The organism is Anoxybacillus sp. FSL W8-0382, from assembly GCF_038003845.1.
Lineage (GTDB): Bacteria > Bacillota > Bacilli > Bacillales > Anoxybacillaceae > Anoxybacillus > Anoxybacillus flavithermus_G.
In genome coordinates this window covers 876,893-899,880 of sequence record NZ_JBBOPX010000001.1, presented here as the reverse complement: position 1 = coordinate 899,880, position 22,988 = coordinate 876,893, and the positions used below count along the sequence as shown (strand labels likewise).

18 protein-coding genes, 3 pseudogenes and 1 CRISPR repeat array (1 of these 22 cut by a window edge) are annotated in these 22,988 nt (G+C 40.7%); of the genes and pseudogenes, 7 read left to right on the top strand and 14 right to left on the bottom strand.

Annotated elements, in window-relative coordinates:
• The first annotated feature begins 41 nt into the window (after positions 1 to 41).
• Positions 42 to 1,490 carry an IS66 family transposase gene (tnpC, locus tag NSS60_RS04640; protein WP_088223283.1) on the top strand — a complete coding sequence of 483 codons (1,449 nt, stop codon included), beginning with the start codon at positions 42 to 44 and terminating at the stop codon, positions 1,488 to 1,490.
• Between the two features lie 72 nt (positions 1,491 to 1,562).
• Positions 1,563 to 1,988: pseudogene (locus NSS60_RS04635) on the top strand (OmpA family protein); the annotation flags it as partial.
• A gap of 28 nt (positions 1,989 to 2,016) precedes the next feature.
• On the opposite strand, the gene NSS60_RS04630 reads toward NSS60_RS04635, so the two are convergent.
• Positions 2,017 to 3,333 (bottom strand): TrkH family potassium uptake protein, encoded by a 1,317-nt coding sequence (locus NSS60_RS04630; RefSeq protein WP_340720948.1) that lies wholly within the window; start codon positions 3,331 to 3,333, stop codon positions 2,017 to 2,019.
• Between the two features lie 175 nt (positions 3,334 to 3,508).
• On the opposite strand from NSS60_RS04630, the gene sigK (NSS60_RS04625) reads away from it, so the two are divergent.
• Positions 3,509 to 4,222 (top strand): RNA polymerase sporulation sigma factor SigK, encoded by a 714-nt coding sequence (gene sigK / locus NSS60_RS04625; RefSeq protein WP_004889414.1) that lies wholly within the window; start codon positions 3,509 to 3,511, stop codon positions 4,220 to 4,222.
• A 35-nt stretch (positions 4,223 to 4,257) separates the two neighbouring features.
• Here sigK (NSS60_RS04625) and NSS60_RS04620 read toward each other — a convergent pair whose 3' ends face one another.
• From NSS60_RS04620 to NSS60_RS04605, 4 genes are all read right to left on the bottom strand, one after another.
• Positions 4,258 to 4,512, bottom strand: a complete 255-nt coding sequence (locus NSS60_RS04620) for a hypothetical protein (RefSeq protein ID WP_230456167.1) — start codon at positions 4,510 to 4,512, stop codon at positions 4,258 to 4,260.
• Complete coding sequence (locus tag NSS60_RS04615; RefSeq protein ID WP_230456166.1) at positions 4,481 to 4,879, bottom strand: hypothetical protein; 399 nt, start codon at positions 4,877 to 4,879, stop codon at positions 4,481 to 4,483. Before NSS60_RS04615 ends, NSS60_RS04620 begins: the two co-directional genes overlap by 32 nt.
• Positions 4,880 to 4,979: 100 nt before the next feature.
• Complete coding sequence (locus NSS60_RS04610; protein WP_004889411.1) at positions 4,980 to 5,591, bottom strand: lecithin retinol acyltransferase family protein; 612 nt, start codon at positions 5,589 to 5,591, stop codon at positions 4,980 to 4,982.
• 232 nt (positions 5,592 to 5,823) lie between these two features.
• Positions 5,824 to 7,197 (bottom strand): IS1380 family transposase, encoded by a 1,374-nt coding sequence (locus NSS60_RS04605; RefSeq protein WP_340720684.1) that lies wholly within the window; start codon positions 7,195 to 7,197, stop codon positions 5,824 to 5,826.
• 681 nt (positions 7,198 to 7,878) lie between these two features.
• Between NSS60_RS04605 and NSS60_RS04600 the strand changes: the two genes are divergently transcribed.
• Both NSS60_RS04600 and sigK (NSS60_RS04595) read left to right on the top strand, forming a co-directional pair.
• Positions 7,879 to 8,253 carry a hypothetical protein gene (locus NSS60_RS04600; protein ID WP_051035046.1) on the top strand — a complete coding sequence of 125 codons (375 nt, stop codon included), beginning with the start codon at positions 7,879 to 7,881 and terminating at the stop codon, positions 8,251 to 8,253.
• Between the two features lie 208 nt (positions 8,254 to 8,461).
• Positions 8,462 to 8,998, top strand: a pseudogene (sigK, locus tag NSS60_RS04595) (RNA polymerase sporulation sigma factor SigK).
• A gap of 183 nt (positions 8,999 to 9,181) precedes the next feature.
• On the opposite strand, the gene NSS60_RS04590 reads toward sigK (NSS60_RS04595), so the two are convergent.
• Both NSS60_RS04590 and NSS60_RS04585 read right to left on the bottom strand, forming a co-directional pair.
• Positions 9,182 to 9,286: a putative holin-like toxin gene (locus NSS60_RS04590; protein WP_035018529.1), complete on the bottom strand. Its 105-nt coding sequence runs from the start codon at positions 9,284 to 9,286 to the stop codon at positions 9,182 to 9,184.
• 239 nt (positions 9,287 to 9,525) lie between these two features.
• Positions 9,526 to 9,975 (bottom strand): Lrp/AsnC family transcriptional regulator, encoded by a 450-nt coding sequence (locus NSS60_RS04585; protein WP_340720683.1) that lies wholly within the window; start codon positions 9,973 to 9,975, stop codon positions 9,526 to 9,528.
• Between the two features lie 164 nt (positions 9,976 to 10,139).
• Between NSS60_RS04585 and NSS60_RS04580 the strand changes: the two genes are divergently transcribed.
• The gene (locus NSS60_RS04580) at positions 10,140 to 10,775 is read left to right on the top strand and encodes a YitT family protein (RefSeq protein WP_035018528.1); all 636 of its coding nucleotides are present in this window, start codon (positions 10,140 to 10,142) and stop codon (positions 10,773 to 10,775) included.
• A gap of 780 nt (positions 10,776 to 11,555) precedes the next feature.
• On the opposite strand, the gene NSS60_RS04575 is transcribed toward NSS60_RS04580, so the two are convergent.
• The 3 genes and pseudogenes from NSS60_RS04575 to NSS60_RS04565 all read right to left on the bottom strand — a co-directional run.
• Complete coding sequence (locus NSS60_RS04575; RefSeq protein WP_445290608.1) at positions 11,556 to 12,617, bottom strand: IS4 family transposase; 1,062 nt, start codon at positions 12,615 to 12,617, stop codon at positions 11,556 to 11,558.
• Positions 12,618 to 12,754: 137 nt separating this feature from the next.
• Positions 12,755 to 14,128, bottom strand: a complete 1,374-nt coding sequence (locus NSS60_RS04570) for an IS1380 family transposase (protein ID WP_088223330.1) — start codon at positions 14,126 to 14,128, stop codon at positions 12,755 to 12,757.
• A gap of 93 nt (positions 14,129 to 14,221) precedes the next feature.
• Positions 14,222 to 14,353 (bottom strand): annotated as a pseudogene (locus tag NSS60_RS04565) (DUF4372 domain-containing protein); the annotation flags it as partial.
• 354 nt (positions 14,354 to 14,707) lie between these two features.
• On the opposite strand from NSS60_RS04565, the gene NSS60_RS04560 reads away from it, so the two are divergent.
• Entirely contained in the window at positions 14,708 to 15,484 is a 777-nt protein-coding gene (locus NSS60_RS04560) for a restriction endonuclease (protein ID WP_004889397.1), read from the top strand.
• Positions 15,485 to 15,528: 44 nt separating this feature from the next.
• Here NSS60_RS04560 and NSS60_RS04555 read toward each other — a convergent pair whose 3' ends face one another.
• The 4 genes from NSS60_RS04555 to NSS60_RS04540 form a co-directional block, all read right to left on the bottom strand.
• On the bottom strand, positions 15,529 to 15,801 hold the full coding sequence (locus NSS60_RS04555; RefSeq protein ID WP_004889395.1) for a hypothetical protein: 273 nt from the start codon (positions 15,799 to 15,801) through the stop codon (positions 15,529 to 15,531).
• A gap of 61 nt (positions 15,802 to 15,862) precedes the next feature.
• Complete coding sequence (locus tag NSS60_RS04550) at positions 15,863 to 18,826, bottom strand: type I restriction endonuclease subunit R (RefSeq protein ID WP_340720682.1); 2,964 nt, start codon at positions 18,824 to 18,826, stop codon at positions 15,863 to 15,865.
• A gap of 12 nt (positions 18,827 to 18,838) precedes the next feature.
• Positions 18,839 to 20,170, bottom strand: a complete 1,332-nt coding sequence (locus NSS60_RS04545) for a restriction endonuclease subunit S (protein WP_340720681.1) — start codon at positions 20,168 to 20,170, stop codon at positions 18,839 to 18,841.
• On the bottom strand, positions 20,167 to 22,182 hold the full coding sequence (locus NSS60_RS04540) for a type I restriction-modification system subunit M (protein ID WP_340720680.1): 2,016 nt from the start codon (positions 22,180 to 22,182) through the stop codon (positions 20,167 to 20,169). The genes NSS60_RS04545 and NSS60_RS04540 overlap by 4 nt, the downstream gene beginning before the upstream one ends.
• Before the next feature lie 287 nt (positions 22,183 to 22,469).
• A CRISPR array of direct repeats spans positions 22,470 to 22,988; the repeat unit is 30 nt; unit sequence GTTTCAATTCCTCATAGGTACGATACAAAC; it runs 257 nt beyond the window's last position.

Sequence of the window (22,988 nt, the reverse complement as noted above, 5' to 3'; positions counted from 1 at the left end):
TGTCTATGATGTGAATATTGATAGACAAGGAGGTGAATCGCATGTTGACGGTACAACAAGCTGTATTTACAGTTGAAAGCTTAATCAGCAAAGTCCAACAACAAAAGCAGCTCATTACTCACCAACAACAAGTCATTGAGCAACTGTTGAAAGAAAACAAACAGCTACGCAAAGAAAATGAACAACTGAAGTACCGTGTTCAAGAGCTGGAAGCACGCACGAAAAAAAACAGCTCCAATAGCCATTTGCCCCCATCTTCTGACCGTTTTGCCAACACACGTTCTTCTCGTCAACCATCTGGCAACAAGCCAGGCGGACAAGAAGGACATCAAGGAACGACGCTCCGTCAAGTGGAACATCCACATCATCGTGTCGTCCACCGTGTGCATACGTGTCAAGGATGTGGGGTTTCTTTGCGTGACGTCAAACCGTTCAAAGTCGATATCCGTCAAGTGTTTGATGTCCCTCCTGTGGCGATCGAGGTGACACAACATGAACGTGAAGTGAAATCGTGTCCGCATTGTCGATGCGTGCAACAAGCCGAATTCCCATCCCATGTCACGAATCATGTGCAATACGGTCCACGCCTTACTGCGCTCGTTGTTTATTTACATCATATCCAATTGATCCCGTACAAGCGTTTAAGTGATACAATCGAAGCGTTATATCAACACTCGATTAGTACAGGAACCCTTGCCAATATGGTGAAACGAGGACGCGAAGCGCTGGAATCAAATATGGACATCATCGAAGACGCCTTACTTGAATCCAACATCCTGCATGTCGATGAAACGAGTTTGCGCATCAATGGGAAACTCGCATGGGTGCATGTCGCGTGTACATCGAGATATACATACTTGGCTTCTCACGCTTCTCGTGGAAAGAAAGCAACGGATGAGATCGGGATTCTTCCACAATACAAAGGGACGATGATGCACGATGGGTTCGGTACGTATCCGAAATACACACATGCCACCCATGCCCTTTGTCATGCCCACCATTTGCGTGAGTTAAAAGGATTCATCGAACAAGGGCATACGTGGGCGATGCGCATGACCACGTTTCTGTTAGCCGCCAAGCAAGCCGTCGAAGCCCATCACGGTGCACTTTCCGAAGAAGAAGCGAGACGGTGGGAACGAGTGTATGATCGCATCCTAGAAAGAGCACAACATCGATTGGAAACGATGACACCTCTTCCGAAAAAAGCACTCGCTTTTGTTCGACGGCTTCAGAAACGAAAGGAAGAAGCGTTGCGTTTCTTACGTGAAGTACATGTTCCCTTTGACAACAACCAAGCCGAACGCGATCTTCGCATGGTTAAAGTCAAAGAGAACATTTCGGGTACGTTTCGCGTAGAAACATTCGCCCAGTCTTTTTGTATCACAAGAAGCATCGTTTCCACACTGACGAAACACGAAAAAAACGTGTGGGATTCGTTATGTCTTCTGTTGACGGGTGACACGCTTGATCGCGTTCTTTCTACCACTTAGGGCATTTTCTATTACGGGGATGCCCTATTTGTGTTGCGCTTCTTTACATACTACTATCGGAGTGAATAGTTACTGAAAACGAGTCAATTAAGCGGTAAATTGTCTGTCGCCATGACTGAAGAAGGGCTGCTTGTCACCATCGCTAACGACGTATTGTTCGACTCAGGAAGTGCCGATATTAAACCGCAATATCGCGATGTCGCCAAAAAAATATCAAACTTGCTTGTCATGAATCCACCGCGCAACATCGTCATTAGCGGACATACGGACAACGTACCGATCAACAATGCGAAGTTTGCTTCAAACTGGGAATTAAGCGTCATGCGCGCCGTTAACTTTATGAAACTATTGCTTGAAAATACAAAATTAGACCCGCAACTATTTAGCGCAAAAGGATACGGTGAATTTAAACCGATCGCATCTAACGCAACAGCTGAAGGACGAGCGAAAAACCGACGGGTAGAAATTTTAATTATGCCGCAAGAACCGGCACAATAAAAGCGAGGGGATGCTCCCTCGCTTTTGTTCATCCTGTCAATATATCGCCATTCGGGTAACGAATATTTGTTTTTTTCGGCTTCGCAATCGAATAAACAAGCGTCAACGGGCCTAATTTTCCAAACAACATGACGCCGATGATCAGCATTTTTCCTACTGCTGACAAATGCGGAGTCATATTCATCGAAAGCCCAACGGTCCCAAATGCAGATACAACTTCAAATAAAAGAACTAAAAATGGAGCATCTTCGGTAAGCGTTAAAATCATCGTGACAAGGAAAATAAACAACATGCTCATCGATGCAATCGCTAACGCACGCAAAATGATTGTATGACGAATAGTACGCTGCCAAATGACCGTTTCTTCTTTCCCTTTTAAAAAGCTCACCACCGCAAAAACGATCACCGCAAATGTCGTCAGTTTAATTCCTCCACCTGTCGATGTACTTCCTGCCCCAACAAACATAAGGAAAATCATAAGCATCGCTGTCGGTTGTTCTAGTGAGCCAATATCAATCGTATTAAATCCTGCCGTTCTTGGTGTAATGCCTTGAAAGTACGCTGCCCATAGTTGTTCGCGAAACGAAAGCGAACCGAGCGTTTTCGGGTTATTATGTTCAAATAAAAAGATCGCAACAATCGCTAGAACGTTTACAATAAGCGTCATCACTAACATCAGCTTCGTATGGAGGGATAACTTTCTCCAACGGCGTTGGTACAATACATCAAATACGACTGTAAAACCGAGTCCCCCAACGATGATTAATAAAGTGATCGTCACGTTGACAATGGGATTGCCGACAAAGCGTGATAAATTGTCAGGCCATAACGCAAATCCAGCGTTATTGAACGCGGCGATCGTATGAAAAAGGCTGTAATATAGCCCTTTCGCCCATCCCATTTTCGGTACCCAATCAATAGCTAGCAAAATCACTCCAATACATTCCATAAACAAAGAAAATAACAGTAAATTGCGCGCCAAACGAATGACACCGCCAAGCGATGGCTGATTTAACGCTTCTTGCATCAACATGCGTTGCTTCATTCCGATTTTTTTTCCAAGCACAATGACGACGAGCACCGCAAACGTCATAATCCCAAGCCCACCAACTTGAATGAGCACCATTAAAACAATTTCTCCAAATAAGGTAAATGTAGATCCTGGATCAATCGGTGCTAATCCGGTTACCGTTGCGGCAGATGTCGATAAAAAGAACGCATCAAGCCAGCTAATGTCCTTCTCTGTTGCAATCGGCAACTTTAATAACACCCCACCGACAACAACGAGAAAAAGAAACATAATTGCTAACAACTGCGGTGGGTTGAGTTTTAACGGTTTTGTCATTCCTTTTTGCACGACTCATCCTTCCTTCACATCATGTTTTTATATTTCACGATTATATATCATTTTCTTCATTAAACAAAGAAGGAAAAAGAAAATAAAGTGTCCAAACACGAACAAGTTTTCTAATGCATATACATACATAAGCAACAAATGACCACCTGTGAGGTGAACGAACATGGGCACGATTTTTTCTGCGCTTGCTTTGTTTGTAAAAGAGCTCGTCTTTTTAGTTTCTTATGTAAAAAATAATGCCTTTCCACAACCGCTTGATGCAAAAGAGGAAGCGATGTATTTGAAACAGATGGCGGAAGGAGATGAACATGCTCGAAATAAGCTGATCGAACATAATTTACGTCTCGTCGCTCACATCGTGAAAAAGTTTGAAAACACAGGAGAAGATCCAGAAGATTTAATTTCAATTGGCACGATCGGGTTAATTAAAGCGATCGAAAGCTACTCAACCGGAAAAGGAACAAAGCTTGCCACGTATGCTGCCCGTTGTATCGAGAATGAGATTTTGATGCATCTTCGTTCGCTAAAAAAGACGAGAAAAGACGTTTCATTACATGACCCGATCGGGCAAGATCGCGATGGAAACGAAATTAGTTTATTGGATGTATTAAAATCGGAAGATGAAGATATTATCGATATGATCGAAAAAAGTAATGAGCTCGAAAACATCGCCCAACACTTACATGTACTTGACGATCGCGAACGCCAAGTGATTATTAGCCGCTTCGGTCTAAACATGCAACCGGAACGCACCCAGCGCGAAATCGCAAAAGAACTCGGCATCTCCCGCAGCTACGTTTCACGCATTGAAAAACGGGCGTTAATGAAGCTATATCACGAATGTTATAAACACGAGAAAGGGAAAAAAGAATCATAATAAAACAGGTGTCCTGCCAACCCAGGACACCTGTTTTATACACGAACTTGTCGTTTATGACGCATTCGTTTTTCGATGTAGTAAACTGGAACAATCACAACCGCCCAAAATGTGAAGTGTCCCAAAATAACAAACAACGGATGGCTGTTTCCATGCCGTTCTTTATATGGAAACTCTCCTTCACGAAACTTTTCAGGTGGTGGAAATGTTTCGCTCGCTTGTGCTACCTTTTGCTCAAACTTCGGCTTAAACGCCTCATTAGGCTTTACATTGGTTGCTAGCCACTGCATACTTCCTATAAATAACGCAAGAATAAGGACAGAAGTCACAATCGCCTTTTTGTTCCAATTTCCTTCTTTTGTTTTCAACATTTTCCGAAACACGCCCATAATCCATTGCCAAGGCGTCATTGTTAGAATGACTGCCCTCATTTACTAAAAATCGGTTCAAAGAGATTTTAAAAGTGATTTCTACCCTGTCTCTAAAAACAACGATTTTGTCAATTACTGTACTTAACATCATCTTCTTTTTTTCCACTGATGCCTTTTCAAATACTTCTCTCCACACAGGAATGTATCTCTGCAATTCCTCCATTTCAGACAGTTCTACCTTCTTGGATTCTAAATCTAATTTTGCTTTATTGATCGATTCTTCCAACTCCCCTAAAACATAAAATAAAAGCCATCCCCGAAAGAATGGCTTTCACCTAATCTTATTATGCAGTATCATCCAAGCTCTATTTTGAACAAAAAATTCCTTATATACTGTCCGTCATCTTACCACCACTTCTGCACCAGTTTACAAAATGTTCACAATTATTAAAAACCAAATTATATCTTTTTTCACCTAACCTAGAATATGCTCTACTGATAATCTCTTCTTTAGAGTAGGTAGCCACGCTATCAACAACTCCCATTTCACAATCTTTTTTAAAATCTTCTAAGCTATCTATCCTTACTTCACCTTCTGAATAATGGATTACCTGATTGTTACCAATATACAGACCGTGATGAGTATAACCTATTCGTTTACCTATTCGTTTAGCTATTAAGTGGTCAGCCAACTCTAACTCAGAATCTCTTTTTAATTCTTTCCATTCTTTTGATTCTCGAAGTATAGATTTCATATCGGGCACTATTGTATTTTTTGGTTCGAAGATAATAGGATTGGACTTTATAACGTTACCAATAGCTTGAGAAAGTCTGTCTGCTCCTTCAATCGCTTTACCCATAGTAGGATTATGTTCTTTTACAATATCTTTCATGTCTGTTCTAAATTCCTTCACGTCTTGTCTTACACCAGACACAAATTCTTTATTTGCCTCATGCATTTCTTCAAAAAACCACTTAATATTTTTAAAAAACTCCATGAATTGTCCCCCTCCCAAACTTACTACCTGAATCCGTGATGGATTGACATCGACTTTGACTTTTTTGCTGGTTTTATGGATGCGTGATCCACCATTCCCTTTTTATGTTTAAAACAGATGTCATCTTCACTCTCAGAAATGAAATAAATATCTTTTTTAGGTATATAAACCAAAGAAAAAACAAAAAAGGACAGAGGGTTAGGATGAGTACAGAATTGCGAACAATCGTTCGTTATGCTCCTTCTCTCCATTTTATGTAAATGTTCAGAAGGGGCTCGCTATAGCCACTCCTTCGCGTCAGTTTCATCCAGATCTGTCGTGATCGGCGGACGAGTCGACCTGCCATCGTGATCACCGTCTGAATGATCGTCTTGATGCGGCGGCGTTTCACTTTATGATGTAATGGATGTCTCGGATCGCTTAATAGATCTTGTCCAATCAGGCGAAGAAGGTTGTACACGAATGCTCCCATGACTAACACGAGCGCATTCGTTTTCATCTTCCCTGATGGAAGTCGCTCTAAATCTAAGTCGCTTTTCAGTTCGCTATGAAACTGTTCGCATGTCGCATGATCATGATACAATGCGAGCACATCACTCATTCGAACATGCTCGTATCCTTCGAGGCGCACCCAGTAGCTTTCGACTTCGTAATTAGGAACGAGCATCAGCTGTCCATTTCGTTCCATCGTTCGTTCCGTCACTTGGGTGACTTGAACGTACGTATACGTGTGTCCATCGATTGCTGCGGTCTGTGGAAGGCATAACTCATACGTTTGTACTCCTTCGGTTTGTCCATCATCGATGCGTCTGCCCTTTTGCGAAGCGATCTGGAACCAAAGCGCTTTCGATTCTCGGCGTAAGTTTCGCTTGATGACAAAGTCCACGTCTTCCTTTAGACATACGTGCACATTCGCTTCCGCATCGTTTCCTGCATCCATGCGGACAAGCAGACGAGACGAGGTCAGCGGACGAGCTCGACGGATGGCGGTAGTTAAAAACGAAGGCATGTTGTCTTGTACATGTTGTTTCCCTGGACGCAGCTCGGCATGAACGATATACCCTTCCTTCCCTGCGTACGCAAACAACGGCGTAAAACCGTCAAATCCTTTATACGTTCGACTCACTCCTTCTTTCTTCGTATCGGAGTTGTCAAATGGGGAAGCATCTATATCAAGGGGAAGCCATGTCGTTTTCCCTTTCGCCCAACAAGGGGACAAGGTAGCGTGTTGTCGAACCAACAGACGCATCGATTCCTCCCAAATGATGGTTTCGATCATCGGAAGACAAGCGAGCTGATCGAGACGCTGTCGCAACGTTGGGGAGGAAGGTACGTGCCGAATGCCCATTGATGTCGAAAAGATATCGTCCTGACGATACGCTTCGATATGATCAAAATCCGTTTTTCCTGTGGCAAGCAAGCCAATCATCGAGCGAATGACATCGCTATGGGAAATGTGCACATCTCGACGAACCGTTGGGAGCCGAAGGGCGTTTACTCGTTTATCCAGCTTCGTTTGGTGCAGTAAGTAGCCCACGAGAGCAAGCCCAGCACTTGGAGTAATCGCTTCATCTGTCAATACAAACCGAATCGGGAAATCTTTCATCACATTCACCTACTTGATGAAGAATCGTTAACGTCGTTTTCCCTTATCGTATCAACGGTTTGCGACCATTGTAAAGATGTTTTGTCACGGATTCAGGTTTTTCATTTATTTCCTTCTCTTTTCTCCCTTTTTCTTTCAAAAACAAATTGTCGTCGATCCCCCGGGATTTCTGCACGATTGGAGGTCGACGACAAAAACTTGTATATCATTGAGATAGAAGCTTTAGAAGGAGAAGGTAAACAAAATCAGCATTCTCGATGAGCATGAAAAAAGTGATTATCAGACGGTTTGACCTTGATTTGCAGCGGGAAATCGCCAAAGAACTTGGCATTTCAAAGAAGCTACGTCTAACTGATTGAAAAGCGAGCATTGATAAAAATGTTTCTGAGTTTTATCGAAACGAAAAAGAAAAGCGGAATAAAAACAACTATGTAAAATAAGGAAACAATCGTTCACAGTGATTACTCATTTTTTTGTTTAACCAGCCGTCATCAAAATTAACCTTAATTTTGGTACTCTTATAAAGAAAAAAATCCATATTTAATACGTTGCAACTATTAATAACCGTATATGTTTAAATATGATGTCAATCTGAAAATTTGCTAAACCGCAACTGCATCTAAATGTGCTATACTTTAGAAAGCGAGAGAAATGATTCCATAAAATAGGGAGGGGATATCTATGAAAATAACCAGAGAAATGATCGAAAAAAGTTATGATTACGCAAAAGAAGTCTACCATAAAAAAATCGATAAAACATCTGCTGCTAATAGTCTCTATAGAGAAATTGGAATGCACCAAGGCAGTGCTTATCATTATATTGAAGCATTTTGTTCGATGATGCAAGGCAAAAAATATACTCGAACGATTAATACCGAAGCTACTCGTTACTATTTAGAGAATATACATAAAGATTACGGTGTGGATCAATTACGAATAGCTTTGAAAGCAGTCGAGCAACATACAGATTATTATGGAAAACTAGGTAGAGGAAATTTAAGAAGTATTGAAAAACTGGTAAACGAATATAAAACACAGTTAGGTAAAATGTCTTAAAAAAGAAATTCCCTGATTCAAGTAACGGAATTCGATTGTTCAATAAGCATAACAGTCTATAGAACTTTATTGATAGTTGACTAAGTACAAAAACAGTCACCTTATGATAAGATAGCTGTTTTTTGGGGTGAAAAATCAACAGCCAACGATAACAGAACCTCTTCAAAAGCTGTTACATTTTTCTTCGAGTAAAAGCCTTGCTGAATAGATAAATAATTTTACGCTGTACTTTGCTTACAATATCAAAACATTTGAAAACACCGGAGAAGATACGGAAGATTTAATTTTCATCAGTACGATTGGCCTTATTAAGACGATTGAAAACTATTAACAAAACTTTCCACCTATGTGCGGCCCGATGTATGGAAAACGAAATACTGATGCATCTTCGTTCGCTAAAAAAACGAAAAAAGATGTATCCCTGCATGAACCGATCGGGCAAGACCGCGACGGAAACGAAATCAGCCTGATTGACGTGCTCAAATCAGAAGGAGAAGATGTGGCGGATGAAATTCATTTAAATATGGAAATCGAGCAAGTGCGAAAGTATATCGAAGTGCTCGATGAGCGGGAAAAAGAAGTGATTATTAGCCGGTTTGGGCTTGATTTGCAAAAAGAAAAAACGCAGCGCGAAATCGCCAAAGAACTCGGCATCTCCAGAAGCTACGTCTCCCGCATCGAAAAGCGGGCATTGATGAAAATTTTTCATGAGTTTTACCGGAATGAAAAAGAGAAGAAGCGGTAGTTATGTCCACAAATTCCGTTGAATATGCACCTTGCTTTGTGTATAATGGTGCTAAGAAAAGCATAAAACAAAAAAGACCGGGTGTTACAAACACCCGGTCAGCGCAACTACATGCCGCAAGAAGAGCGGCCAGCCTTTAAGTGCGATTGAAATAACCGTCACACCTTTGGCCTAGGGGGACGGTTATTTCTTTTTTATATACACGACCATCGTGATAATCATTGTTAGCGTTCCTATTAGCACTAAACTAAATTGAGCAACTAAGCTTAATGCTTCATACGTCGTCATTTTTTCCACCTCCCTCCATCGGGAAGTGGCCAACCGCCCACCCTGCTTATGTAGCTGCTTACCGTGGTTGTATCATGTTCGAACAAATATTTCTACGAAATGCAAAAACGAAAGCTGATCACTTCTTCCAGTGATTAGTTTTTATTGCATCAATCTTCGATAAAATTCGGGAAAGGACAGCACACATCCCAATCACGTTACCCATCATCCGCTTCCTCTCATTGACAAAGCATAAAAGCCTATACCTGCGTTTCTGATTTAGGCAGGATGGGGCGAAAGGTAACAGGAGAGGTTAAAACGACTGAAGTATGTACATTGCCATAAGGGATCAGTCGATCTACAAGCAAACGCAACCCCTCTATTCCTTGTACAGCTGCCTTAATGAAATAGCTGATGTGGCCTGTCACACGATGGCATTCAATAATATCCGAATCTTCGACAATTATTTTTTCAAACTCGGATACAGGTACTTTAAGGTCGCTGATTTGGATGATTAAAAGCGTATCTCTTCCTACTGCCGCTGGTGATACTCGAGCAGTGAATCCTTCGATGACTCCTCTTTCTTGGAGTCGAAGCAATCGTTCGGTAATGCTCGGACGGCTCAACGATAATTGTTTAGAAAGTTCACTAATAGGCACGCGACCATTTTCTTGTAAAAAACGAAGCAAACTAACATCGATTGGATCCATTTTTACACACCTCTCATAATGAAGGATATTTCCACAAAATATATTCAATATGCAAATTTATATAACATAAAATATTTATTTTTGCATACAAAACTTACAATATAGATTGTATCATAATAATCACAGATTAGCATATGTTGAAATTGTTCAGTAAGGTGAAAGGTATGAAGAGATCATTTTATATCGTGTTAGGATGCTTTCTTACAAGTGTTGGGGCGAGTATTTTACATCATTCGCATGTTTTAACCGGAGGAACGGCGGGACTTTCTTTAATTATGAGCTATCTTTCTAACCTCCCTTTTGGAGTCGTGTTTTTCCTTATTAACATTCCTTTTTATGTGCTTTCAGTTAGGAACATGGGCTGGAATTTTACATTGTCCACGATTTTTTCTGTCACATTATTATCTGCCATGACAGTAGGAATGGATTGGATTCTCCCTTCTTTTTCCATACCGATGTCTATAGGTGCTGTGACAGGTGGGGTTATTATCGGGTTTGGACTGTCGACATTATTTATGAATCGCGCTTCGCTTGGGGGATTTAATATTCTTGCTCTGATCCTTCAAAAAAGACGGAATTGGAATCCTGGAATCATCAATTTCATCCTCGATTTTGTTGTCGTGTCCTTAGGGTTTTATTCCATAGGGTTTTGGCAAGGCTTGCTATCTATTTTGTCCATTGCTATTACCTCGAGTATCATTAGCTACTTTAAAAATAAAATTGCCATTAGCAACAAATCTGCTACAAGTAATAGCCATGTCAACCGATACCCGGTCAAGACGACCATAGGAATGAACTAACACTCTACTGCAACAAACATTCTTATTCAGGCAGAGAACGACAAAACTTAACAGAAATAATGTGCTCATTTGCCCTTGTACCACTCCACACATGGAAACCACCTAATCGATGTGCACAAACGACAAAAGCGGCCCCTTTTTAGAGGCCGCTCTTATTATGCTTCTACGCTCACTTCTGCGCTAATAATTAATGCAATTGATACTGTAATAACAATCCCCATCACCATTGCGAACATCCCAAATTCCTCCCTCTTGCCGGTTCTTTATCTTTATTTTACATGGAAAAAAGCTCAACTCTGGCGGGAGGTTTTGAACAATTTGTGAATTTCAAAACGTGAATAATTAAAGGTTTCTATATACCTCGTCAAAAAGCTTCTCCCACTATGTTCAGATAAAACGTTGCTAATCCAAAGAACATCAAGAAGCATGTATTCTTTACATCCCGCTCCGTTCAGATAATACCCCTGGCTCAACATGTTGTCATATCATCAATCTCCCAAAATCATTGATATGATAATCATCTACACGTTGCAGTAAAGTACTCGTCGTATTTTCCTTCTACGTTAAGAATATTGCATCTTTTATTGATATATCAAGCGTTTTCAATCATTTTTTAATTATAGATTCACTGCCACTAGTGTTGCATAAATATTGTCGTAATTTTCAGTTTTATTATTTTTCCTGTTTAGGGCCAAAAAGGTGAATACCCAATTAAAGGTGACTCCATCCATTTGGAAATTTATTGACAATTAGACCTGTGCGACGACGACAATTTACTTATTAAGGGATGGCTTTTCCTTCAATTTTTCGAAGCCAGATATGCGCTGGTTTCCACAATGCAGCCCTTAAATAACGGCTAATTTGTAAGGTTTTTCGCGTACTATTTGTTTCAATTTGTGCCAGAACATGTAGGCAAAAAACAATAAGTGCGATAAATACTTGATTTTGAATCGCCCATTCACTTTGACCATAGAATTTTTTGATGCTGAGATGTTGTTTGATCCATTTAAAAAACAGTTCAATAGCCCATCGTGATTTGTACATCTCGGAAATTTCTTCGGCGCTTAAATCAAAACGATTTGTGATTAAATGGAGTTCATTTCCTTTTGAATCCATCACTTTTAGAAGGCGAAAGTAATTTTCAGCACGGTTTTGAGTTGTTCCAATCAATACCATTTGATCTGACAAAACACTCGTATCTTCGGGTAGTTTAAAATCATAAACTTCCCGTATAACAGCGTTTTTCCGTAGTCTGGAAAGAAAGAAGTAGCCGTCATCCGTCATACGATCAAAGCGCTCATAGTCTAGGTAGCCACGGTCAAACACATACATGCATTCCTTGTCATCCACCATGATTTCAAGCTGTCCACGGTCATGTTCTCTTGCCGTTGTCATCAAAGCTTTTTCAGGATAGGATATCCCCTTTTCCATAAACACAAGGCGCAAATGTAGCTTTACACCCGCCTTTGTTTTGCGAAACTTCGCCCATTTATGGTTGGTCAAATTAAGTGGCAATGTGCTTGAATCAATGATTTTTAAAGGCATGACCCGTTTTGTGTGTTGTGTTTTGGCATGAATTTTTGCGACTAAATCAAGAAAAAGCTTTTGAAATAGATCTGGGTTTATACCATTTAATCGCCGTGACAACTGTGAAATACTGATAGAATGAAGGCCGACCCCTTTTTGAAGCTGGTCATCAAAAAGGCAATCGCTTAGCGCATGGAGACTTTCGATTTCTTCCAATTGCGCAAAAAGCAGTAATTTTAGAAATGACCTGAATCCGTGATGGATTGACATCGACTTTGACTTTTTTGCTGGTTTTATGGATGTGTGATCCACCATTCCCTTTTTATGTTTAAAACAGATGTCATCTTCACTCTCAGAAATGAAATAAATATCTTTTTTAGGTATATAAACCAAAGAAAAAACAAAAAAGGACAGAGGGTTAGGATGAGTACAGAATTGCGAACAATCGTTCGTTATGCTCCTTCTCTCCATTTTATGTAAATGTTCAGTAGGGGCTCGCTATAGCCACTCCTTCGCGTCAGTTTCATCCAGATCTGTCGTGATCGGCGGACGAGTCGACCTGCCATCGTGATCACCGTCTGAATGATCGTCTTGATGCGGCGGCGTTTCACTTTATGATGTAATGGATGTCTCGGATCGCTTAATAGATCTTGTCCAATCAGGCGAAGAAGGTTGTACACGAATGCTCCCATGACTAACACGAGCGCATTCGTTTTCATCTTCCCTGATGGAAGTCGCTCTAAATCTAAGTCGCTTTTCAGTTCGCTATGAAACTGTTCGCATGTCGCATGATCGTGATACAATGCGAGCACATCACTCATTCGAACATGCTCGTATCCTTCGAGGCGCACCCAGTAGCTTTCGACTTCGTAATCAGGAACGAGCATCAGCTGTCCATTTCGTTCCATCGTTCGTTCCGTCACTTGGGTGACTTGAACGTACGTATACGTGTGTCCATCGATTGCTGCTGTCTGTGGAAGGCATAACTCATACGTTTGTACTCCTTCTGTTTGTCCATCATCGACGCGTCTGCCCTTTTGCGAAGCGATCTGGAACCAAAGCGCTTTCGATTCTCGGCGTAAGTTTCGCTTGATGACAAAGTCCACGTCTTCCTTTAGACATACGTGCACATTCGCTTCCGCATCGTTTCCTGCATCCATGCGGACAAGCAGACGAGACGAGGTCAGCGGACGAGCTCGACGGATAGCGGTAGTTAAAAACGAAGGCATGTTGTCTTGTACATGTTGTTTCCCTGGACGCAGCTCGGCATGAACGATATACCCTTCCTTCCCTGCGTACGCAAACAACGGCGTAAAACCGTCAAATCCTTTATACGTTCGACTCACTCCTTCTTTCTTCGTATCGGAGTTGTCAAATGGGGAAGCATCTATATCAAGGGGAAGCCATGTCGTTTTCCCTTTCGCCCAACAAGGGGACAAGGTAGCGTGTTGTCGAACCAACAGACGCATCGATTCCTCCCAAATGATTGCTTCGGTCATCGGAAGACAAGCGAGCTGATCGAGACGCTGTCGCAACGTTGGGGAGGAAGGCACGTGCTGAATCCCCATCGATGCCGAAAAGATATCGTCCTGACGATACGCTTCGATATGATCGAAATCCGTTTTTCCTGTGGCAAGCAAGCCAATCATCGAGCGAATGACATCGCTATGGGAAATGTGCACATCTCGACGAACCGTTGGGAGCCGAAGGGCGTTTACTCGTTTATCCAGCTTCGTTTGGTGCAGTAAGTAGCCCACGAGAGCAAGCCCAGCACTTGGAGTAATCGCTTCATCTGTCAATACAAACCGAATCGGGAAATCTTTCATCACATTCACCTACTTGATGAAGAATCGTCAACGTCGTTTTCCCTTATCGTATCAACGGTTTGCGACCATTGTAAAGATGTTTTGTCACGGATTCAGGAATGACTCTGTCGTTAATTTTTTCGTATAGTAATCTAATTTCATCGTTTTCACCTGTTCTTCAAATAATTGAAGATTTATTGGCGAAAACCATTGTCCAAATGAAGTTTTTCGTGTAATCTTGTCCATGAGTTTGGTCCTTTTTAGTGGATTTGGACGGGTTACCACCTGACTTATCCATTATAAAGGACTTTTTCTTTTCACAAAATAAAATAAGTGAAGATTGTGAGTCTTTTTAATATTAAAATTAAATTAATACAACACTAGTGATTCACTGCAAATATTTCAGGAAATAGCTCATCAATGTTTTTTGCTTAGCAGAATACTTTATCTATAAGGTAAAGGAACCGTTCGAAATTCCACAAATTTCCTTTATTACATCTCTTATGAATCCTGTTTTTCGCCACATACCATACAAAAATCTGGATGCAATAGCAAAAAGGGTATTGTAAAATTTATGTATAAGCCTTTTGAAAGGGGGATATGGGATTGACGAAACAAACAAGAAAACAAAGAAAAGATACTGTGTTTGGAGCGGTGAGCGGTCTTGTCTTTTTATGCGGATTTAGCATATGGTGGCAGTTTCATCTCAGTTTTTATTTCTTAATAGCTGTTATTTTTATGTCTGTAGCTTTAGGAGCCAAAGCCGCATCTTATGTGCCTGACATGCGCAAAAAAGAAAACAAAAATAAAAATCCGTATACAGGACTTCCGCAAAAAAAGAGTATGAAAAAAACTGACAAACTACCTTCATCTAGGCAGCGAACAGGCGAAACAACTCCCTCTTCTTCAAATAATCGAACACGAAAATACAACATTCGTTCGGATGAGATAATTTTGCAGTTACCACTGGAGGATTTATCTGGTTTTGAGTTCGAACAACTCGTATTCCTTTATTTTAAAGCAATCGGTTACAAACCAGTGAAAACACCGGAAACAAAAGACGGCGGTGTCGATATGATTTTAACGAATAAATCTGATGGGATAAAGATTGCTGTTCAAGTAAAGCATCGTTATAAATCCAAAAATCAAGTAACTGTGAAAGAAATTAGAGAGCTTGATAGCGCTAAAAAGAACCATCGCTGTGTTTCGACTTGGTTTATTACCTCAGGCACATTTACAAATGATGCGCTGCGTCAGGCAGATGTTTATCGCATGAAAACATCTGATGTTACATACGTGGAAAGAAAAATTATTCCTTGGAAAGAGCGTGAAGCGGCTAGGAGGAAAGTTGCGGCACGCCAGATGGTGGAAACATGATTACCATCGGAGAAGACGAGGAAAAAGCACGTAACCATCTTTGGTTATGTGCTTCTTTTTAATGCTTGATATTTGTCTGCCACAATGCTTCTTAACGCTTCTTCATCGATATAATCATTACAATCTTTTCTTTGCAGCGGGTCTGGCTCGTACCAACCACATGCTTCTGAAATATCATCAAATGCGTCTATGTACTGCTCATCTATGCTCCCTTCATAAATCTGAAATCTGTATATAGCAGGAAAATCGTAAGAAAATTGTTCTGCCGATAATTTGCCGGTAAGATATTCTTCAATACAACGCAGTAGCTCGTCCATGCCTTTCCTCCGTTTCATAATGAATAGCCCTAGCATTTCCAAAGCTAGGGCTTTATCAAATTTATTCCTCTATTTCGATGCTTCGCGCCGCTTCATACACCTCATTTAAGAACGCATGCAGTACCGTTTCTTGAAAGTCCTTGTCTGTAAATAGCCGCTTAAATAGCTGTTCGTTAGAGTTTTTGGTTGCTAGGAAGCTTTTTAATGCCTGCGGGGTTTTTGAGCGAATAAAGTTTTCCCGCGAGCTGTTTTTCGCTTGGTGAATCGTGATTTCATCATGAAGCATTTCTTCTTTTGCTTGTTCAAAAAAGACGCGGTCGCTCGGTTTAAAGTCTGTGCCAAAACGCTGATTGATTAATTCGAGAATGGCGCTTAATCGGTCTTTCTTCTCCTCTATCGTTCCAACTCCGTCTGTTAATCCTTTTAATTCTTTCGCTTCGCCTTCTGATAAATCAATCGATCCTTCAAACGTTTTCTCTAACCGATAATACGTTAACTGCACCTCATCATCTAATTGAAGAGCACCTGTATTTGTATTTGGCAGCTTTTTCACAAGCATTTGCACATAAACGAACAGCTTGTGCAGGTTGGCATCGGTAAACGGTGCAATTTGACTAATATACGAATACGAACGAACAAACTTATTTAGGGCGTTTTTACATTCTGCTTGTTCTTCTTCCGGCAACTTGTTATACCGAACAACTGCCTGATCGACGATGCGATGCAGTTCTGATAATTCCCCTTTGCGCTGGCGGCTTTGCGGACGGAAAAACACTTCTGCATACGCGTCAACTTCCCGTTGCTCAAAAATTTGATAACCAAATACACGGTTTTTCAAATCATACATTACGTTTAAGTCTGTTGTTTCCGCCAATTTTGTCGCCTCATAGTACGGTTTAAATGCTTCGTAAATATGTTCCGCTTCGTTCACAAAGTCAAGAACAAACGTATCTTGCTTTGCTCGATGTGTCCGGTTTAAGCGAGAAAGCGTCTGCACTGCCTGTATGCCGGAAAGTTTTTTATCGACGTACATCGTATGCAGTAATGGTTCATTGAAACCCGTTTGATATTTATCGGCGACAATTAAAAACTGGTATTTGTCCGTTTTAAACTTTTTTGGTAACTCACTTTCCGCAAATCCATTGATTTGAGCTTCCGTTACTTCTTCTCTCGTTACGTCATCATAAAGCGTACCAGAAAAGGCGACCAACACCCCGTATGGATATCCTTTTTCCTTCATGTAACGTTGCATCGCTCGGTAATAGAGAAGCGCTTGTTGGCGGCTTCCGGTAACAATCATTGCTTTTGCTTGTCCAGCGATTTTATGGCGTACAGCCGTTTTAAAGTGCTCTACGATAATTTCTACTTTTTGCGCAACGTTATATGGATGAAGCGCCATATATTTTGCCAACGCTTTTTTCGCTTTCTTTTGGTCTAGTTCAGGGTCATCTTCAATCGCTTTGGAAAGTTTGTAATACGTTTTGTACGTCATATAGTTCGCCAATACGTCTAAAATAAATCCTTCTTCAATTGCTTGGCGCATCGTGTATAGATGGAAAGGGCGCGGCACTTCTCCGTCGTACGTTCCGAACATTTCAAGCGTTTTTGCTTTTGGTGTTGCGGTAAAGGCGAAAAAGCTAATATTAGAAGGGCGACCACGCTTGGACACTTCTTTAATTAATTCCGCTTCACTATCTGTTGTCGCTTCGGCAAGCTCCGCCTCTATTTCTTCCCTTTCGCTGACCGTATAATCGCGCAACGCTTCACGTACTTTTTGCGCTGTTTCGCCTGTTTGGGAAGAATGGGCTTCGTCCATAATAATGGCAAAGCGTTTCCCCTGTTGCTGTTCGATTTTATCAAGAATGAAAGGGAATTTTTGCAGCGTTGTAATAATAATTTTCTTTCCAGCTTGAATCGCTTCGGCTAGTTGTGCTGAGTTTTTGTCGATTTTTTGCACAACGCCTAACGTTTGTTCAAACTGGGCAATCGTCCCCTGAAGCTGCCGGTCAAGGACGACACGGTCGGTAATGACAATGGTAGAGTGAAAAACTGGTTCGTTATTTTTATGAAGACCGCTTAAACGGTGGGCAAGCCAAGCGATTGTGTTGGACTTTCCTGAGCCAGCGGAGTGTTGGATTAAATACGACTCTCCTGCTCCTTTCTCTTTCACGTCGGCGATGATCTTCCGAACGGCATCCAGTTGATGATAACGCGGAAAAATCATCGTAACTTTTTTCTTCCCGTCTTTTTCGTCTACTTCTAAGTGCATAAAGCGCTGCAAAATTTCTAACAAAGAATCGGGAACGAGAACTTCTTTCCATAAATATTCTGTTTGAAATCCAGCAGAAGGAGGATTTCCCGCCCCACCGTTATATCCTTTGTTAAAAGGAAGAAAATACGTCGATTCTCCAGCAAGCTTAGTCGTCATATACACAAGATCGTGGTCAACGGCAAAATGGACAAGCGTCCGAGTTGGATGTTTGGTGAACTTAAACATCGTTTCCCTTGGATCACGGTCTTGTTTATATTGCCGTTTCGCATGGTTGACGTTTTGCCCGGTGGGACGGTTTTTCAGCTCCATCGTAACGATTGGAATGCCGTTTACTCCTAACACCATGTCTAGCGATTTTTGGTGTTGGTTAGAGTAGTGTACTTGCCGTGACACGGTAAATCGGTTCGCTTCATAGCGAACCAATGCTTGTTCGGACAGTTCATGCTCCGGTTTAAAATAAACGAGCTTAATTTGTTGCCCAAATAAGTCGATTCCTTTTCTTAACACTTCTAACGTCCCACGAAGCTCCAATTCTTTCACTAATCTCGCGATAATTTGATTGGCTGTATCCGATTTAAAATGTTTTTCGAGCTTTTGCCATACGGCAGGCTGTGATGTTTGGATGAATGTCATTAACGTGTCATGGTCTAAACACGTATCGCGGTTGTAGCCTAGCCCACGTACATACCCGGCTTCTAATAAATCAGCTTCAATCGCTGTTTCAAGCGCTTTTTCTGAACGATCCACTGCCATCCTCATCGCCCCTTACAAAATCGTCTCTAGCTCCTCCTCCGCCTCTTTCCAATCCGAAACATCTATCTGCCCCGTCACCGCTGCGGTAATAAGCGAAGAGCGGTATTCGTCTAGCAACATAATTTGACTTTCCGCTTTTTTTATAACTTCATTTACATCATTCGTTAATTTATCAAGAAACTCTATAATTGCTGCTTGTTCTTTGAGCGGTGGAACAAAAATTTTAAAACTGGAAATTGTTTCTTGAGTCAAGGTAGGCATTACACCACCTCCAGCGAATAGACGAACTTGATTCTGAATTAAATTCGAAACAAGGGAGTAATAGAAATATTTAGTTATCAATTTTATATCTGTAAATATTACTAATTGAGGATTGATAGTTGCAGCATCCTCTAAGCCATCTATCAGAGCTACTTTTCCTATCGATGAACCAGTTTTACAAAATATAATGTCATTATTTTTTATTTGAATTTCAGGGGATTCATAGTATTTTTCCCAAGAAAGATATGTTAAGTTATCTAACGATAAACACTGATCTTTTATATTCGAAGGGCTAAATGTTATTGCTCCTTCTTTTTCACCAACTATGTCTTCTGAGCTATAACCTCTAAATCCAATTCTTCCGTTTATAGAGCAAATGTTTTTAATTCTTTGTACGATCCAATGCTCCGGCACTTCCCCTAGCCATTCAATCCCGGAATCTTTCATTGGAACGTTTGGATCGAGTCCTTTTGTGACGGCTTGGGTAATCAAGGAAGAGCGGTAGTCCTTTAATTTATTAATTTTTTCTTCTAATATCTTTTTTAACTTAGCTATAGCATTAGTTTTATCATCCAGAAATCGAGCAATACGTTTCTGCTCATTGATGGACGGAAAAGGTATTTGTATTTGGCTCATTCGATCTTTTTGTGTAGACCATAGATCGTCTACAATTCCAGTGCCCCATCTGTAGTACTCATCACAAAATGGCACACTTTTGAAAAGATAGTGGATATACTTCCCTTCAAGTTCCACTCTTGGTTCTAGCACATGATTAATAAGCGAACAAGACCCATTCAACATCGACAAGCCGCTTGAACCTCGTCTATCGGAACGGCTATTAATCACAATGTCGCCCTTTAATACTTTTTTTCGGTTTTCATTATGTATGGTTTTGGCGACATTTTCGAGCTGGGGAACCACTCCATCTTTTGTTACAGATAAGGGCATATATTCCTCATCGCTTACTTTTTCATTTCTAAACTTAAATAGTTGACCTATTCTTCTTAGTTCCCAATGAGTCGGAATTTTTTCTATCCATTCGACACCGCTTTCTTTTAATGAATGATATTTTTTCACATTCATACGAATAACTCCCCCATTAGCTTCTGTATTTCCTCATGCAGTTCTTTAATTTCGCCGGCAATTTTTTCAGGGGGTTCTACTTTAGAAAATTCATAGAAAGTACGTGTAAACGGAATTTCATACCCCACCACTGTCTTGTCATGGTCAATCCATGCGTCTGGAACAAATGGTTTGACTTCGCGTTCGAAGTATTGTTCTACATCTTCTTTCAACGGGACGTTTTCGTAGTCGCGCAGTTCTGGATTAGGCTCTAAATTGCCCTTGTTGTCTTTGCAAGGCTCTGCGTCCTCATCATGTTCACCAAAGACGGAGATAATCGCTTTTACAATAGCTGTGCTCAACTTAATGTCTTGTTCTTGGGCAGCCTTTTTTAGTTGTTTTAGGAACGTATCCCGGCTCATAAAAATTTGCCCTTCAAACGAAAGAAGGAGAGTTTTAATTTGTTGCTGCAGACGTTCCCCTTCTTCTATTTCCGCCTTCGCCGCTTCCCCTTTTTTCTTTGACTTTGCTAAGTTAGAAAAAGCACTTTCTTCTTCCAAAGCAGCTAGCTTTTCTTTCGTAACCGTTATTTTTAATTTTAATGGTCGTTCTACTGTAATGCGTCTATATCCAAAATCTTCGTTATCAAAAATTTTGACATACTTTCCTTCCGTAAAATCACCGTATAACCGTGTAATCTCGTCAATATGCTCATCTAACAGCTCGTTTCGCTTTTCACCTAAAGGTTTGCGCATTTTTTGGAACAAATGCGTCGCTTGGATTAACTGGATTTTTCCTTTTCGTTTTTCTTCTTTTTTGTTCGTTAATACCCAGATGTACGTCGAAATGCCTGTATTGTAAAAAAGTTGGTCAGGCAACGCGACAATTGCCTCTAATAAGTCGTTTTCAATAATCCATTTCCGAATTTCCGACTCTCCGCTTCCAGCACCTCCAGTAAATAAAGGAGAGCCGTTAAATACGATCGCAATTCGAGAGCCGCCTTCGTACGCTGGCTTCATTTTTGATATCATATGTTGCAAAAATAGTAGCGAACCGTCCGACACACGCGGCAAACCTGCGCCAAAACGCCCTTCAAAACCAAGTGTTTCATGTTCTGCTTTAATGACATCTTGTACTTTTTTCCAGTCCACTCCAAATGGCGGATTAGATAACATGTAATCAAACTTCTCGTTGGCAAGCTGATCTTCTGAAAACGAATTCCCAAGTTTAATATTTTGCGGGTTATCGTTTTTTAAAAGCATGTCGGCTTTACAAATCGCATATGACTCAGGGTTCAGTTCTTGTCCAAATGTAATCAGTTCTGCCCGTTCATTTAGCTTGCGAATATATTCTGAAGCAACCGATAGCATCCCGCCTGTCCCGCAGGCTGGGTCATAAATCGAACGGATAACCCCAGGCTTTGTGAGTTCATCCGTACCATTGATAAAAAGCAAATTCACCATTAACTTAATGACCTCACGCGGTGTAAAATGTTCCCCTGCCGTCTCATTCGATTGCTCCGAAAAGCGCCGGATCAATTCTTCAAATATGTACCCCATTTCTACGTTTGACACACGATCTGGATGCAAGTCAAAGGTTGCAAAATTTTGAATAAGCAAATAAAGCAGGTTTGCCTTAGCTAAACGGCTAATTTGTTTATCAAAGTCAAAATGCTCGATAATATCTCGTACATTTTGCGAAAATCCAAATAAATAGTCTCTAAAGTTGTCTTCAATATGTTGCGGGTCGTCCAATAACTTTTTAAGCGTAAAATTCGACGTATTGTAAAAAGGCTGCTCCGCTGCTTGTTGAAGTAAAAAATCCCCGTCTTCAATCGTCATTCCCATCGTTTTTAATTCTTCCAATTGGGAAAGAACCGCTTCCTTCGTAGGCTCTAGCACCGCATCAATGCGCCGAATCACCGTTAAAGGTAGAATCACTTTTCCGTATTCCGATTGCTTATAATCTCCGCGCAATAAATCTGCATTTGTCCATATAAACGACACTTTATCTTGAAATTGGATAGAATCCATGGTGTTACCTCCTGCAGCTTCTATCTTTCCTTTATTTTACTACCATATAACTTTCTTGTGAACAAATTCGACAAAATTCACTATCACGTTTTTAAATATCTAAAAAAATAAAAGTGAAAAAGGATTATCTATCTATCATTGTCAATAAAGGAAATAATCGTGTAAATACATTATAACAAATGTTCATACACTGATGTATAGCCGAACGAAAAGCACGCCAACAAAAGAAAGGTCTTTGGAACGTATAAACAACATAAAAGCTGTTCCGAACAACACTTCGGAACAGCTTTTTTAATCCTTATAGGTACGATAAAAACATCAAAATGTTTTTTGGCTAACATTTTTTATTGATATTTCAATTCCTCATAGGTACGATACAGACAGATCATCGGAATCAGCGAAATGCACGTGAAGCGTGCACGTTTCAATTCCTCATAGGTACGATACAAACCCAAAATAACAAGCCCAGAAAGAGCGTATGAATACTGTTTCAATTCCTCATAGGTACGATACAAACTCGCCATCATAACCGCACATGTTTTCACCTCTTTTTCTGGTTTCAATTCCTCATAGGTACGATACAAACCGTTTGGATACGATATAGATCGAGCGACCGATACACTCGGTTTCAATTCCTCATAGGTACGATACAAACAGTGCAAAATTAATCGAAATCCGTGAAGATGAAAAAGGTTTCAATTCCTCATAGGTACGATACAAACTTGCTGGAGGTGATTGGAATATTGTATGGAATTTAATTAAGTTTCAATTCCTCATAGGTACGATACAAACCTCACAAAACGAAG

Coding starts and splice junctions, on each gene's coding strand:
- tnpC (WP_088223283.1), top strand. CDS start 42: ATGTTGACGGTACAACAAGCTGTATTTACAGTTGAAAGCTTAATCAGC.
- NSS60_RS04630 (WP_340720948.1), bottom strand. CDS start 3,333: ATGACAAAACCGTTAAAACTCAACCCACCGCAGTTGTTAGCAATTATG.
- sigK (WP_004889414.1), top strand. CDS start 3,509: ATGGGCACGATTTTTTCTGCGCTTGCTTTGTTTGTAAAAGAGCTCGTC.
- NSS60_RS04620 (WP_230456167.1), bottom strand. CDS start 4,512: ATGCAGTGGCTAGCAACCAATGTAAAGCCTAATGAGGCGTTTAAGCCG.
- NSS60_RS04610 (WP_004889411.1), bottom strand. CDS start 5,591: ATGGAGTTTTTTAAAAATATTAAGTGGTTTTTTGAAGAAATGCATGAG.
- NSS60_RS04605 (WP_340720684.1), bottom strand. CDS start 7,197: ATGAAAGATTTCCCGATTCGGTTTGTATTGACAGATGAAGCGATTACT.
- NSS60_RS04600 (WP_051035046.1), top strand. CDS start 7,879: ATGAAAATAACCAGAGAAATGATCGAAAAAAGTTATGATTACGCAAAA.
- NSS60_RS04590 (WP_035018529.1), bottom strand. CDS start 9,286: ATGACGACGTATGAAGCATTAAGCTTAGTTGCTCAATTTAGTTTAGTG.
- NSS60_RS04585 (WP_340720683.1), bottom strand. CDS start 9,975: ATGGATCCAATCGATGTTAGTTTGCTTCGTTTTTTACAAGAAAATGGT.
- NSS60_RS04580 (WP_035018528.1), top strand. CDS start 10,140: ATGAAGAGATCATTTTATATCGTGTTAGGATGCTTTCTTACAAGTGTT.
- NSS60_RS04575 (WP_445290608.1), bottom strand. CDS start 12,617: ATGGTGGATCACACATCCATAAAACCAGCAAAAAAGTCAAAGTCGATG.
- NSS60_RS04570 (WP_088223330.1), bottom strand. CDS start 14,128: ATGAAAGATTTCCCGATTCGGTTTGTATTGACAGATGAAGCGATTACT.
- NSS60_RS04560 (WP_004889397.1), top strand. CDS start 14,708: ATGGGATTGACGAAACAAACAAGAAAACAAAGAAAAGATACTGTGTTT.
- NSS60_RS04555 (WP_004889395.1), bottom strand. CDS start 15,801: ATGGACGAGCTACTGCGTTGTATTGAAGAATATCTTACCGGCAAATTA.
- NSS60_RS04550 (WP_340720682.1), bottom strand. CDS start 18,826: ATGGCAGTGGATCGTTCAGAAAAAGCGCTTGAAACAGCGATTGAAGCT.
- NSS60_RS04545 (WP_340720681.1), bottom strand. CDS start 20,170: ATGAATGTGAAAAAATATCATTCATTAAAAGAAAGCGGTGTCGAATGG.
- NSS60_RS04540 (WP_340720680.1), bottom strand. CDS start 22,182: ATGGATTCTATCCAATTTCAAGATAAAGTGTCGTTTATATGGACAAAT.